At 41.7% G+C, this 14,404-nt stretch carries 15 protein-coding genes; 6 read left to right on the top strand and 9 right to left on the bottom strand.

The genetic code is table 11. From position 1 onward, the window contains the following. Nucleotides 1-85 precede the first annotated feature (85 nt). Nucleotides 86-736 carry a cell wall hydrolase gene (locus tag V5M37_RS18390; RefSeq protein WP_423798608.1) on the top strand — a complete coding sequence of 217 codons (651 nt, stop codon included), beginning with the start codon at nt 86-88 and terminating at the stop codon, nt 734-736. 63 nt (nt 737-799) lie between these two features. On the opposite strand, the gene V5M37_RS18395 is transcribed toward V5M37_RS18390, so the two are convergent. The 4 genes from V5M37_RS18395 to V5M37_RS18410 all read right to left on the bottom strand — a co-directional run bounded on the left by V5M37_RS18395 (nt 800) and on the right by V5M37_RS18410 (nt 5,149). Continuing rightward, entirely contained in the window at nt 800-1,828 is a 1,029-nt protein-coding gene (locus tag V5M37_RS18395) for a threonine aldolase family protein (protein WP_423798609.1), read from the bottom strand. A 123-nt stretch (nt 1,829-1,951) separates the two neighbouring features. Next, nucleotides 1,952-3,175, bottom strand: coding sequence for an MFS transporter (locus V5M37_RS18400; protein ID WP_423798610.1), 1,224 nt, complete (start codon nt 3,173-3,175; stop codon nt 1,952-1,954). Between the two features lie 218 nt (nt 3,176-3,393). Then, the gene (locus V5M37_RS18405; RefSeq protein WP_423798611.1) at nt 3,394-4,191 is read right to left on the bottom strand and encodes a DUF2935 domain-containing protein; all 798 of its coding nucleotides are present in this window, start codon (nt 4,189-4,191) and stop codon (nt 3,394-3,396) included. 139 nt (nt 4,192-4,330) lie between these two features. Beyond that, nucleotides 4,331-5,149, bottom strand: a complete 819-nt coding sequence (locus tag V5M37_RS18410) for an MBL fold metallo-hydrolase (RefSeq protein ID WP_423798612.1) — start codon at nt 5,147-5,149, stop codon at nt 4,331-4,333. 105 nt (nt 5,150-5,254) lie between these two features. On the opposite strand from V5M37_RS18410, the gene V5M37_RS18415 reads away from it, so the two are divergent. Both V5M37_RS18415 and V5M37_RS18420 read left to right on the top strand, forming a co-directional pair. Further along, nucleotides 5,255-6,337, top strand: coding sequence for a DUF5937 family protein (locus V5M37_RS18415; protein ID WP_423798613.1), 1,083 nt, complete (start codon nt 5,255-5,257; stop codon nt 6,335-6,337). Between the two features lie 101 nt (nt 6,338-6,438). Further along, nucleotides 6,439-7,275 (top strand): RMD1 family protein, encoded by an 837-nt coding sequence (locus V5M37_RS18420; protein ID WP_423798614.1) that lies wholly within the window; start codon nt 6,439-6,441, stop codon nt 7,273-7,275. Here V5M37_RS18420 and V5M37_RS18425 read toward each other — a convergent pair. After that, complete coding sequence (locus V5M37_RS18425) at nt 7,272-7,499, bottom strand: hypothetical protein (RefSeq protein ID WP_423798615.1); 228 nt, start codon at nt 7,497-7,499, stop codon at nt 7,272-7,274. The two genes, V5M37_RS18420 and V5M37_RS18425, sit on opposite strands and share 4 nt — an antisense overlap. A gap of 179 nt (nt 7,500-7,678) precedes the next feature. On the opposite strand from V5M37_RS18425, the gene V5M37_RS18430 reads away from it, so the two are divergent. Further along, nucleotides 7,679-7,825 carry a hypothetical protein gene (locus V5M37_RS18430; protein ID WP_213118969.1) on the top strand — a complete coding sequence of 49 codons (147 nt, stop codon included), beginning with the start codon at nt 7,679-7,681 and terminating at the stop codon, nt 7,823-7,825. Nucleotides 7,826-7,871: 46 nt separating this feature from the next. Here the strand turns inward: V5M37_RS18430 and V5M37_RS18435 are convergent, their stop codons facing one another. Continuing rightward, nucleotides 7,872-8,933: an LLM class flavin-dependent oxidoreductase gene (locus V5M37_RS18435; protein ID WP_423798616.1), complete on the bottom strand. Its 1,062-nt coding sequence runs from the start codon at nt 8,931-8,933 to the stop codon at nt 7,872-7,874. A gap of 161 nt (nt 8,934-9,094) precedes the next feature. Here V5M37_RS18435 and V5M37_RS18440 point away from each other — a divergent pair, with 161 nt between their 5' ends. Next, nucleotides 9,095-9,841: a YoaK family protein gene (locus V5M37_RS18440; protein WP_423798617.1), complete on the top strand. Its 747-nt coding sequence runs from the start codon at nt 9,095-9,097 to the stop codon at nt 9,839-9,841. Nucleotides 9,842-10,093: 252 nt separating this feature from the next. Here V5M37_RS18440 and V5M37_RS18445 read toward each other — a convergent pair whose 3' ends face one another. Further along, nucleotides 10,094-10,825, bottom strand: coding sequence for a gamma-glutamyl-gamma-aminobutyrate hydrolase family protein (locus V5M37_RS18445; RefSeq protein ID WP_423798618.1), 732 nt, complete (start codon nt 10,823-10,825; stop codon nt 10,094-10,096). A 172-nt stretch (nt 10,826-10,997) separates the two neighbouring features. Beyond that, on the bottom strand, nt 10,998-11,300 hold the full coding sequence (locus V5M37_RS18450) for an EthD family reductase (RefSeq protein WP_423798619.1): 303 nt from the start codon (nt 11,298-11,300) through the stop codon (nt 10,998-11,000). 184 nt (nt 11,301-11,484) lie between these two features. On the opposite strand from V5M37_RS18450, the gene V5M37_RS18455 reads away from it, so the two are divergent. Further along, nucleotides 11,485-12,708, top strand: a complete 1,224-nt coding sequence (locus V5M37_RS18455; RefSeq protein ID WP_423798620.1) for an NAD(P)/FAD-dependent oxidoreductase — start codon at nt 11,485-11,487, stop codon at nt 12,706-12,708. Nucleotides 12,709-12,822: 114 nt separating this feature from the next. On the opposite strand, the gene argH is transcribed toward V5M37_RS18455, so the two are convergent. Next, entirely contained in the window at nt 12,823-14,313 is a 1,491-nt protein-coding gene (gene argH, locus V5M37_RS18460) for an argininosuccinate lyase (RefSeq protein ID WP_423798621.1), read from the bottom strand. Nucleotides 14,314-14,404: the final 91 nt, after the last annotated feature.

Here is a 14,404-nt window from a genome sequence, read left to right on the forward strand (position 1 = left end):
TCAAACTGTAATACTATTCTTTTTTTTCGATTCATAGAAATAGACACTAAGAGATTACGTGAAATCAACTAGGAGGGAAATATCAATGAAAAAATTAATAGCGACAATAACAATAGTGCTATCACTACTATTTTCTTCACCTGTTTTTGCTTATACGGTTAAAACTGGAGATACGATGACTAAGATTGCTAGAGAACATAATATGACTTTACAAGATTTAGCGAATCGGAATCCTCAGGTTCAAAACCTCGATTTGATTTATGTTGGACAAACTATACATACTGGTAATTCCGAGGCTGAATTGACGACAGCCAGAACAGTTGCAGTGCGGGCTGCGGCTGCAGATGCCGCGTTAAAACTAGAAGAGAATCAGGGATATTCAGAACAAGAACTAGATTTGTTGGCGAGATTGGTCAGGGCCGAGGCGGAGATTGAGCCTTATGAAGGAAAAGTGGCCGTTGCTTGCGTTGTGTTAAATCGTGTTGCGAGTTCGGCATTCCCAAACTCGATTAGAGAGGTTATTTATCAAAAGGGGCAGTTCCAGCCTGTCCGCAATGGGGCCATTAATAAACCCGCGGACGAGGATTCTATTAAAGCAGTACGGGAAGCATTGAGCGAGAAAAGGGAACTAGTAGGAGATTCGTTATTCTTCTATAATCCGGAAATTGCAACCAGTCGCTGGCTTGATTCAAAGACGACAACCGCCTCGATTGGGGATCATGTGTTTAAAAGATAGTTTATATAAAAGAACCGGGCAGATTTACCTTGCCCGGTCTCAATTTGAGCATGTTACAGCAATTTAACCAATTACCTTTTTCAAATCCTCAATAAACTCCAAAACCTTATCCTCTTTTGTCGCCCAGGATGTAACCAGTCGGATGGCAGAGTGGTCGGAATCAACTTTTTCCCAAATATGGAATCCATACTTCTTTTCCAGTTCTGCAATTACCGCATTGGGGAGAATCGGAAAAATTTGATTAGAAGGTGACTCGGTCAAAAAAGAAACATTCAATTTCTTTATTTCAGCAACAAGTAATTCCGCCAGTTTATTCGCATGCCCTGCCAAGTCAAAAAATAGGTTGTCCCGAAACAGTTCAAGGAACTGGATACCAAGCAGTCTTCCTTTTGCTAAAAGCCCGCCCTTTTGCTTTATATGATAGCGGAAATCCTCCTTTAGCGAGTCACGGCAAATCACTAACGCCTCCCCAATCAGCGCTCCGTTCTTCGTACCACCGATATAAAAAGCGTCTACCAATGACGGTAGGTCACTTAAATGAAGATCATTCTCCGGGGAGCACAATGCCGACCCTAATCTCGCGCCGTCCATATATAAAATCAGTTTGTTTTCATCACAAAAATCTTTCAATGCCGCCAGTTCGTTCTTTTTATAAATAGTTCCAATTTCAGTGGAATTGGAGATATAAACGAGCTTCGGCTTTACCATATGCTCATCCGGGTGCCCGTCAAGAACCGCTTGAAGATGGGAAGGATTGAGCTTTCCATCCTTCGTGTCAATCGAAATGATTTTATGCCCGGTCGCTTCGATGGCTCCTGTTTCATGTCCAAGAATATGGCCTGAGCTTGCTGCCATCGCCGCTTCATGTGGTCTTAAGAAAGCAGAAATTGCAGTTAAGTTCGTTTGCGTACCACCGGCTAAAAGGTGAACATCAACATCAGTCCGCCCCATTTTTTCTTTGATAAGTTTAATCGCTTCACTGGTATAACGGTCCTCGCCATACCCGTCCTCCTGCTCCAAATTAGATTCCAACAAAGCGTTTAGTATTCTAGGATGTGCGCCTTCGCTATAATCATTCTTAAAGCTGTACATTCTTGTTTGCCTCCGTTTTTTCAAAAATAGAATTATTTTTCCATTGTACCATTATTTTTTTAATAATTTCTAAATTTGCGCACTAAAAAAGCCATCACCCTTTGGTGATGGCTTTAACAGAAGTTACACTGCCTTTGCAGCAGGAACGAACCGTTCTTGTTTTTGCTCCGCCTTTCCCTTTTTCAAGCTGAGCATTGCAATAAATGATACACAGTAAAGCACTGCGAGGTAGCCCATGGCAACTGTTACGTTCGCATGCTGCAGGATAAATCCTACTAAAATCGGTGATAATCCGCCTAGTGCCCGGCCAAAGTTGAAAATCGTGTTAGTGGCGGTACTGCGCACTTCTACAGGATAGTAGTGGCTAATTAAAGCACCATAGCCGGCAAACATTCCATTTGCGAAAAATCCGACGATGGCACCGCCGATTAAGACACCGGCACTTCCTGATGCGTAGGAGTATAAAAATACCGCTACAGCTGAAGCTAATAAGAAGATTCCGTATGTGCGTTTCATTCCGAAGCGGTCGATAAATTGTCCAAACGTTAACATCCCGACAATCATTCCAACCGCAGTGCTGATGGTCCATAATGCGGAACCTGACACCGACAATCCTTGTGATTTTTGAAGCATTGATGGCAGCCAAATCATTAAACCATTATAGCCGGCAATTTGCACGGTTGCCATGATAGCCAAAGCTACTGTCGTAAAGGTCGTTCTGCGAGTCGCAAACAATTCCTTTAAATTGCCTTGCTTTTTAACTAACTTCTTCTCTTTTTGGGCGGCCACCCATTCCGGAGACTCGTCCAAGTTTTTACGAACCATAAAGGCAAAGATTACCGGAATAATTCCGACGAAGAACAATCCTCTCCAACCCCAGGAAGGAAGAATTACCGCACTTAATAGTGCTGCCAGGATGACTCCATATTGTGCCCCAACACTTACATAGGAGGAAGCGCGCCCCTGCTTGTTCTTTGGCCATGCTTCTGCAACTAGCGCCATACCAATTCCATACTCTCCGCCAGCACCTAGGCCTGCGATAAAGCGAAAGATATAGACTTGTTCAATATTTGTTGCCAAACCAGTTAAAGCCGTTCCGATTGCAAACAATATAATCGTATAAGTAAAAACTTTTACTCTACCAAACTTATCTGCCAAAATTCCAAAAATCGTTCCCCCAACTAACATCCCCAAGTTGGTAATCGAAGAAATAAGTCCGCCTGTTGCCATATCAATGTGGAAATGGGCAATGATCATGGACATGGCGAAGGAAATAAACATAATATCCATTCCCTCTAACGTTAAACCTGCAACTGATGCTACGACTGTTTTTTTCTGATAATTCATTGCTGTCATTCTCCTTTCGAGCCTCTCTGGACCCTGATTAAAAGATACTTTTGCAAAAATAAAAACCCTTCCGTCGGTAAAGAGACAAAAGGGTTTCATATACACAATTAGATATATGAGTGTTTCCGTACAACCCTTTTTGGCCTCTCTGGACCATATTAAAGGAGATTTATTTTTTCTTATAGTAACATAATTATAGTGGGCTGTCACGCATAAATTTAATCCTGAAGCCTCGGCTTCGTGGGGTCACAATTCGGCATTTCCATATTGGCTGCTTCCGCCAGTTTGGTAAGATAGTAGCATTCCTCCCGCCACATATGGTCCGCCATTAACGGGGCAAATGTTCCCAATGCCTCCTTGCTTAACTCCAGCTCCTCTATTTCTTTTAAAAAGTTTTGAAAAAGCTTGATTTCCAAAGTAGCATCCGCATTAAATTTTGCCAAAGCCGGAAAAGCCGCCAGATTGGTCCTTAAGTAACCTGCCATCTCGACTGCCTTTAAATAAAACGCCTCAAAATCCTTCGTAAATTTATCACTTTTCTCTCTTAATTTTTTTTCCACACCATCCAAATTAGAGGAAATGGCATCCGAATGGCCGGCCGCATCCAATAACCAAACAAGATGATGATGTACTTCATGGTAGACAGGCGGAACCTGCCCTGCTTTCAAGTGCTTTAAGATCCGAACATACTCTTCTAATTCGTTGACCATATGGTTGAGAAAGGTTGGGGAAAGGTGAATTTTGATTTTTCCAATCAGGTGTTTACTTAGCATGTCTAATTTAAATTCCCGAAGTCTCATTACCTCTGGTTCTGCTTGGGCTGCCAATTGCTTTGGATCAGCCGTATTCACTTGATTCAAAAGACTATCGAAAATCCCAATGAAATTGACGGCTTTTTCAATCTCCTCTTTTTGAACGGGTGCCAGTGCCTCGTAAATAAACCGCGAATGGTCTCCAAGTATTTGCAGCCAGAAAGCATGCTCAAAGTTGGCAGTCTTGGCAAAAGTGTCATTCATGTTGAGCTCCCCCTTAAAAAATACTAAACATCTTATTCCAAACGCCATTATTATTTTATGAAGGAACACTGCCGCTCTATAACCATTCTAATGTTTATGGACGGACCTCATAATATTTGAAGAAGTTGATTTCCCCGTTCTAACGTTCTATTGAAACACGAGAACCGTCCCCGTGCATCGTTTTCATGCTCCACACATCGTTTTTTGTTCCTACTGGGCCGTGGCCAGGTACGGCTATTGTAAAATCAAGGTTTTCGACAATTTCTAGAATCTCCATCCATTGTTGAGGGTTTGATTCTTCAAAGTATGTTGGCGAGGTTTGGACAAATAGTAAGTCTCCCAGAAATAGGACCTTTTCTTCGGGAATCAAGAGCATGGCATCGCAGTAGGAATGTCCGCCGCCTAGGGTGAATAGTTTTGCGCTTCTTTTGGTTCCGATAAAAACCTTTTCGTCTTCAAACGTTTGCTGCGGCAAGGTCAACTCCAGCGATGGCAGGGACGCTTCCACTTCCGATAAAAAACTGATTTTGTTTGCTAACTCGTGATCATGATTCCGATCCAATTGTTCTATTAAAGTTTGAATATATTGGGTGAGTTCCGTGATGCCACGTTTCTGTTGCTCGATTCGTGCAGGATGAATGTCCCTCATTTTCTCAAACGTGATTTGACTAGAAATAATCGTACTGCCCTTAAACACCTGATTGCCGCGAATATGGTCCCCATGGAAATGGCTATTCACCACCCATGTAACCGGACGGGCGGTTTCCCTTTCCGCTGCCCTTTTCAAATCTTCGGCTGCCTGTGGCGTATTAAATGTATCAAACACAATCGTCAGGCCGCCTAAATCCACAAATCCGGCATTTCCAACTGCACCGCCGCCCTCCTTTGCAATCGCGGCAAACACCCCGTCCCCCACTCTTTCCAAATCAAAATGCTTGCTGTAAAATTCTCCGTTCATCTAGTTCCTCTCCTTTTTACCGATTGTATTATAATGGAATTATATGATGACGGCCTTTGGCCGGACTACTTATTGAGCAAAGAGTAAATCAGTTGGGGGATCACAATGTCTTTTTCCTTAGAAGTTACGAATCTATCATCTGAACAAATATCATTTGGGTACTCAGCCGCACATGAAACTCTAATCGCCCTTCACGTATTCATCGATTGCAAGCACCACCCGCTCCATATCCCATGGGTCATAAACGCCAGAAAAAAAATAAATCCGGCTTTAAAACAAGAAATTGATGCATTCAGCATCTTTTATAAGCGGCCGATTGTCACTTTCTGGGGACTACAAGAGAATTCTACAATCAGCAATTTTGGGGAGGATCTGAATAAACTAGGCTGCGTCTCTTCTGATGCATTTTTTCAAACTGTTGCAGAAACCATCTTAGGCCAAAAAGCAACGCCTCAGACTCTCGAACAAGACTTTGTCCAATTTGCCGACAGCGTTTACCCTGACTCAGAGCAAATTATCTTAGCTTTGAAGGAAAAACCGGAACAGGTAAAACAAAGATTTTTGACCCTGCTGGAGGATTTTTGGAAAACATGTTTGAAAGATGAGTGGAGTAGAATAGAGGAACTTTTCCTAAAAGATATTGCTTCCCGCGGCAGAAAGCTTATGAAGGAAGGGCCTCTACAGCTATTGGGAAGCCTTTCGCCGGAAATTGATATTCATCCTAATCAAAAGAAAGCCGTTATTAGAAGAATTTCAAAACGGGAGATTTATTTTGAGAAAGACGATGTCTTACTGTTAACTCCTTCCTACTTCGCCTGGCCGCATTTATTTGTTAATGCCCATAAACCAGTAGGGATTAACTACTCTATCATGGAAAATCAGCGCGAGGCTGCTCGGCCCATGCCGCCAGAGGATTTATTAAAGTTGTTCAACGCATTAGGAGACTTAAGCAGGCTTCAGATTGTCAAATATTTATCCCAAAAGCCCCGGTCGACCAGAGAACTGGCCGGACTGATGGGAATGACTGAGGGTGCCGTCTCGAAACATATAAAACTACTAAAAGATGCAGGCCTAATCGCTTCCAAGCGAAAAAGCTATTATGTTTTTTATCATTTACTGGAAAAATCATTTAGTGAAATTCAATCAGGTTTGGCACAATATATCAAAGGAACGAATTTTTTGGATTAACAACCCAATGGGTTTCTTTTTCATAAATAATGCAGGGAATTCGTTGCGGCATACCGAATACACTTTAATAAGCTAAGAAAATTCACTCAAAGGTGGTAACAATGGAGGCCATAACCTTTAAAGCATTCGCCATCACAAACGAAATTGATTTAAACAAAATTGCCATTCATTGCGGAATACCGAAAAAATTCACCTGGGAGGAGCCTTTAGTTCTAAAGAGAGATGTTTTACGCTCGATCCTCATGCAAGAGGTCTCCGACATGCAAATGGTATTGATTTTTTCCTTCGGCAGTATCGTCTTTATCAATCATACAAACGAAGAAGATTTCCACATTGTATTTCGCTTTATTCGCTCCTTCGAGCCGGATGTTGACCTTAACATTGCCGGCAACTACACGGACGATTACAGCCTGCACATCGGAGAAAACGAGAACCTCGAACTCACTGACGAATACGTGGTAGTCCCGGAAATTGAGGATTTCTATCCTGAGCTAATTTCCACGGTTCTCGCTAAATCAGTGGCCCTCGAAAAAACAGAAGAACAACTCGGAAAGATTCATGATAAGCTTGAAAACATGATCGACCGGCTTGAAAAAGGAAACTTGAGAATTGGCAACAAAGAACTCGCCCGGACAACAGCAAAAATTGTACGGCATGAGTATAACACCCTAGCCTATATCATGATTCTGGATAAGCCCGACATCACCTGGACCAGCAGCACGGCCAGTGATTTTTACGATAGGATGATCGAATTTTTTGAACTAAATGACCGCTATAAAATCTTAAAAAGCAAAACGGACATCTTATACAATATCATGGATGGTTTTTCGACTATCAGCCACTCCATCCGAGGCCTGTTCGTTGAATGGATTATCGTTATTCTCATCCTGTTTGAAATTGTCCTGACCATATTGCAAATTATCGGGTGGATTCCTTAAATTCTATTTTTGACATCTTCTCTAATTGATTCAATCAGCTCTTCCGGTATTTCTGCCGGAAGAGACGTACCATCCTCATACACCCATCTGTTCATCACTTCTAGGTCCGATTTTTTGAATGTAATACTATATTGTTTCTCCTGATGAATAAAATCCACTGTTACATATTCTTCGCTTGCAAAGTCATCATCGATAATCATGTTGTTAATCTCATATGATTTCACGGTCTAAACTCCTTTAACATTCATGTATTAAATTTTAGCTTGTCCTACCTTCAGCCAAAATCCAACACGATTTTTCGATTTTTTTCGCAAATTTATAACATATTTTTAAAATAAGCTTCATATAAAAATAAAGAAAGGTTTGTACAATGATAATAAGGATTTCGGAAGGCGGGAATAGAATGGACAACAACACTCCTGTAATTTATAACGGCAAGAGGTATGTCATCCTTTTTAAGTACACTTCTGGGTACTGCGAAATTAAAGAAGTAGGAAGCTTGCATCACATCGAATTGGTTCATTTATCAGAATTAACAGATGTATCATAACACCACAAAAGGCATGCCACTTAAGCATGCCTTCTTTTATTTAGACCTATTCTTTTCCTCCGCCAGACGCTTCCCATTTAGCAACTTCCTCACGGACAATTGGTGCCACTTCTTTTCCTAAAAGCTCAATCGCTTTCATTACGTCTTCATGAGGCATGGTCCCAACAGGGACATGCAGCATAAACCGGGTAATCCCAACATTTTTTCGCAAATGAATGATTTTTGTGGCGACTGTTTCCGGGTCTCCAACATAAAGAGCCCCTTCAAAGCTGCGGGCAGCATCGAAGCTTGTGCGGTCGTATTGGCCCCAGCCGCGCTCCCGGCCAAGTTTATTCATGGCATATTGGGTCGGTGGGAAAAACTTTTCAACAGCAGTTTCAGTAGTCTCCGCTATAAACCCATGCGAATGCGAGGCAACCGGAAGCTTCTCCGGATCATGACCTGCGCGAGCGGCAGCCCGTTTATAAAGCTTGACTAGCGGTGCAAAATGTACAGGACTTCCTCCGATGATAGCAAGAACTAATGGAAGTCCAAGCAGGCCTGCCCGGACCACTGATTCGCTGGTACCGCCGCTGCCAATCCATACAGGGAGCGGGTCCTGAACTGGTCTAGGATAAACGCCACGATTGTCGATTGCCGGACGGTGCCCTCCACGCCAGGTCACTTTTTCCGATTCGCGTATTTTTAACAAAAGTTCTAGTTTTTCATCAAAAAGCTCATTATAGTCACTTAAATCATATCCGAATAACGGAAACGATTCGATAAAGGAACCGCGTCCAGCCATAATTTCGGCCCGTCCGTTCGAGATACAATCTAATGTTGAAAAATCTTGAAATACCCTGACTGGGTCATCAGAGGATAAAACTGTTACAGCGCTTGTCAGTCGGATCCGTTTGGTTTGAGAGGCCGCTGCCGCTAAAATAACAGCAGGTGCAGATGCTGCATAATCCTCTCGATGATGCTCGCCTACACCAAATACATCAAGACCAACCTGATCTGCTAAAACGATTTCCTCAACCACTTCCCTAATTCGCTGGGCATGGCTTATTACCTCGCCAGTTTGGACATCCGGCGTTGTTTCTACAAACGTGCTAATACCTATTTCCACTAAAAAACCCCCTAACTGACTTCCGAAGCCAGCATGATAATTCTTTTTTATCATTTATTGTGTGATTATTCCAAGAAAATAGCCTAAACGCCTTATTTTCATATGTAATACCTTGAAAAAATGGTTAATCTATAGGAAAAGCGTACTTGGGGAGATTCTTCATGGATAAAACTTATAATAAGAAGGTATCGCTTTACGCTGTACGGGAGCAACTACATAGAGGCGTTGAAAGAGTGCCGCATTTAACGCCCGAATCCATCGGATTGGGTATCTTGCTGGCGTTAATCGGCGGATTCTTGGATGCTTATACGTATGTGAGCAGAGATGGAGTTTTTGCAACTTCCCAAACAGGAAATCTCGTGTTGTTGGGAGTTGAGGTTTCAAAAGGAAATTGGGATCAAGGCTGGAGGCATATACCGCCTATTTTGGCCTTTGTAATCGGGGTTGTAGTTGCTCAAAGCTTGAAACAACCTTTTATAACGAGGAAGTTCCCTCATCCCGCGCGATCGGTTCTTTTCTTAGAAAGTCTCGTCCTTTTGTTTGTCGGAGCCCTGCCAGCGGCCGTGCCGAATACGTTTGTGGTTATAACGATTGCCTTTGTTTCCTCCGTTCAAATTTCGTCGTTTCGCACTTTGGTTAAGTGGCCGTATAATTCTGCGATGGTAACTGGTAATTTGCGGACGGCAGCCGAAGCAGCCTATTCTGCGTTTTTGTTACGTAACCGTCAAGGCATCCAGCAATTCTTCGATTTTAGCGTTGTAATAGTATCATTTTTAGTGGGAGCGTTGCTAGGAACCCTGTTCACCCAGCATTTCGGTACGAAAGCGATTTGGTTTGTATCGGGGATATTGATTTGCGCGTTGATGGTATTGAATGCGAATCCGAGGTCGCTATTGAATAAGGGGTAATAGTTTTTCTTTTTAAAAATCTTCAATTAGACACTTTGACACCTGCACTCTCTCGTTTTGTCTTTTAGAAGCCTCCTATTGGACATTTTGGTGCCTGCCCTCCCTCGTTTTGTCTTTTACAATCCTTCTATAAAACGTCAGAATCAAAGTCCAAAGCACAGTCTGAATTCGAACAAATGTGGTTTGTTTTAAAAATTACAAATGGGGTGTCAACAAATGACACCCTTATTTTGCATTTGTGGCTATAATTCCTTACAAAACCGGCACTTTCGAACTGCTTTTAATGAACTCCACAAATAAATTATTCATCACCAAATCGGTACTCGCCATTGATTCCGGATGCCATTGAACTCCTATTGTGAATGTTGTTGGATGAATATACTCTACTGCTTCAATAATTCCGTCAGATGCCGTGGCAACCACACGTAAATCGGCAGCGACCGTATCCAAAGCTTGATGATGAAGGCTATTAACTCTTACCAGTTCAGAACCTATCATATCAAATAACTTGCTATCTTTTGAGATATTCACCCAATGACTATCCCTGCTCCTATCAATCTTTTGCGTATGCTGGATTGGCCCCTTGACTTGGCTCGGAATATCCTGTATCAATGTCCCTCCTAAAGCTACATTTAAAATTTGGACGCCTCGGCAAATCGCAAGGAGCGGGATATTATTCTCAATCGCATATTTTACAATGGCGATTTCGGTCAAATCCCGTTCTGGAGTGGTCGGCCCTAAACGTGGGTGTGGGTCCTGTCCATAAAACTTGGGATCGACGTCTTCCCCACCACTAAGGATGATTCCGTCACATATATCAAGTGTCTCTATAGCCATTTCAGGGTTTATATAAGGAAGCACAATCGGAATTCCTCCATTTGCCGCTATGCTTTTATGATAATCATGATGGACATAAACACCTTCCATATATTCGTTATGGTTAACATAGGCACCCGTAATGCCGATAATTGGTTTCTTATGCATTTTCATCCCCCTCGTTTGTAGCAACACTAAAAACCACCATTTCTTCAAATGATGGCATTATTGAAAAATATATCATAAAAAGTTTTAAAAAAACTAGAAAAAGATTTATATTAAACTTCTACTAATAGACTTATATTGCTATCCGCAAAATGTAACTGATTTTCCAATGAAGTTATTCCACAATCGTAATAATTGGCGGATTCTTTAAGAATCTCATTAAATTAGGTCCATCCTCTTCAGCTGCTTTTGCCTCTGGACTGGCCAATGCCTGGGTTAATGTGTCCACACTTTCAAATTCAAGTTCGGTAATCAAATACAAATTTAAATCAGTATTTTGGGTCTGAAGGACACGGCGAACCGATTCCCCCAAAATGTTTGGAATCTTCTTTCCTAATGGAATATGGACATTAAAATAATGTTGATCAAATGCTTCCTTATCAATCGGTTGTTCATACATAATAATCATTTTGGCCATAAAAACTCCCCCTTATATACTCGGCAATTTCATTATATTTCGTCCCATTTCTTAAAAATACCTATTTAAAAAGAATAAACATCCAAATGAAAATAAACGTAATTTTTTAAATAATAGTTCCATAATCTTAGTTTAGTTACCATTGATTAATATCCAGACTAAAAATTCAATTCGGGGTGATTGAGTGAATAATAAGTTTGACGTTATTATTACTGGAGCAAGGTGTGCAGGCTCTTCATTAGCTATTTACCTAGCAAAGGCAGGTTTTCAGGTATTATTGACTGACCGGTCTTCTTTTCCTAGTGATACTCTATCCACTCATACCTTTTTCAATAACACAACCGCCCTTTTCCGCGAAATGGGTGTGCTCGATAAGTTATTGGAAACCAATGCTCCGCCGGTTAAAGATATTAAGTTTCAGTTTGAGAATACTACGATTGAAGGAAAAATACCTGAAGTCCATGGAGAGGAAAATTGTTATTGTATAAGGAGAACATATCTGGATCATATTCTTCTAGAACATGCTAAATCATTAAACGGTGTGACTGTAATAGAAAGATTCCGTGTAACAGACATCATCCGCCAAAATGAAGTTGTAGTTGGTATCAAAGGGAATGATTCTCGCGGTCTTGATCAAGAGTTTTTTGCCGATATCATTGTTGGTGCCGACGGAAGAAACTCAACCATCCGCAGGCTTACTGACAGCAAGCAGAAATTACGTGTGCCCGCAAAAGTAGGTATTTATTATGGGTATTTCAGCAACTTTAACAACGATCTTGTACCGAAATTTGAGGTACATAGGGTAAAAGACAACACGGCGATTCTTTTTCCTACAAATAATGACCTGTGTACCGTAGTTGGAATTTTTCCATTAGAGAACAAAGCTTTCATTCAGAACTTGAAGAATAACCCGGAGGAAAGTCTTCGCAGCCTATTAACGGAAGGTTTTCCAAACACCACTATCGGTTCCCGGCTGAAGCGGGCAACCCTTGTTGAACCGATTAAGGGTATTCTAGGCTATGAAAACTTCTGGTATACCGGGATGGGACATGGCTGGGCGCTGGTTGGGGATGCCGTTTGTTTTAAAGACCCAAGTATGGCACAAGGGATCCATGATGCCGTATATGGCGCAAGAATACTATCCGGAATTCTAGTAAAATATAAAAATCAATATCAACAATGGCAAAAAGTGGCTGGGGAGTATCAAAAGGCACTGGAAGATGAGTTTATGGTCCGTTTTTATATGGGATGTGAAATATCCAAAAATGAACCGATCTCTGAACAGCAAGACGCTGTCAATAAACTGATCAGTGCTTACCCTAAAGCTGTTGAGAAGTTTCTAGGAATCTATAACTATGCAAACGAGCCGACTGATTTGGAAAAAGAACTAATGGGCATAATGGGGTGAGAATGCTCAAGCATTATCGAGAGTCCAAACATTAAAGCTTTACTACTGCGGAATTAGTCAATATCAAATAATTACAGCCCCTAATCAATCATTGGGGGCCTGTTTTCTTAGTATTTATACTAAAAATACCCTTAACAGTTTCATTTTTTTGATCAATTCATCACCTATTTGTTCGTACTCATGTAACCTCTCTCCTAGACATCGCTTTCTCTCGGCAATCATCCTCCTCACCTCATCTGGATTTGGCCCACCCTGAATGCATCTTATCCTAACAAAGTACTCTGGAGAAATGATGTTTTTCCATTCATCCTCAGTAAGAGAGACATCGATAAATTCTTGAATAATCGAGTTAATCTCTTCAATCTTCCAATCACTTAACTCTTTTTGTTCCTGGCATGTTCTTTGGGCAATCTGGCTTGCAATCGCATGCGCTTTACGAAAATTAATATCATAATTCCTCGTTAATGTATCGGCCAGTTCCGTAATCGTGATGCATGATTTTTCGGACATCGCCTTTAAATGTCCCTTATTAACTTGAAGAGTCGATATCACAGCATACATCAGCTTCATTACCCGATTAGCCTTCGCAAATGCCCGATATAAATGCGGCTGCAAATCATCCTCTGTATCAACGATATCCCCGTACGGCGTATTGTGAATCATTTGGATGGCAGCGAGTGCCTCACCAACAGAACTGCTCGCAAGCGATCGGGAATGTTCCACTGAAACTGGGTTCCTTTTTTGAGGCATAATGCTGCTGACTTGAACATAGGGGTCAGCTACCTTAAACGCGTCAAATTCCCTCGTTACATATAATAAGAAATCCTGAATCCATCTACCGGTATTCACCATGCATGTCATGATGGCGGTTGCTGTTTCCAATAAATAATCTGCCCCCGCAATGGAATCATAGGAATTCTCAACCATTCGGTCAAAGCCCAATAGCTCAGCCGTCCGCGAACGGCTGATAGGAAAACCCGTCGTTGCTAACGCTGCCGCTCCAAGCGGTGATTGGTTTACCGTTTCATATGCAGACCATAACCGTTTCATATCCCGCTGAAAAATATCATAAATCGCCAAAAAATAATGCCCTAACGTCGTCGGCTGCGCCGGCTGGGTATGCGTATAGGCCGTCATATAGGTTTCCACATGACGCTCCGATTGCTCCAATAATGCTTCACTCAGCCGATACCCATTCCCAATCAGCTGTAAAAGATGCTCCCTCAGCACCAAACGGTACATGGCCACCCCCATGTCGTTTCGGCTTCTTCCGATATGGATTTTCCCAGCCAATTCTTCACCAATTTCCTCCGCTATTTTCGCCTCCATCATGAAAAATAAATCTTCATATCGTGGGTCGTATGAAATTTGTGTAATATCCGTTTTTGCAACTTTTTCAATTCCCACCAGCATGATTTTAGCTTCGTCCCTTTTGATGATTTGCTGTTCCGAAAGCATAATCACATGGGCACGATGAATATCAAACATAGCCTCAAATAAAAAATCCCTTTGGTCATTAAATATTGGCTTTAACAGCTCTTCAATATAAGTTTTTCCTGGAAATGCATTCCCTTCATTTTTGAGAAATTCATGATGCTTGTTCATATAGTCCACTCCGATTTTTTGGCTTTGATGGTTGAATCTTTTCCCCGCCAAACTGTCCCTGCAATATGTATACGGGATTTATTTTCTGACA

The sequence above is a fragment of the Neobacillus sp. SAB-20_R2A genome (assembly GCF_049568635.1).
Lineage (GTDB): Bacteria > Bacillota > Bacilli > Bacillales > Cytobacillaceae > Neobacillus > Neobacillus citreus.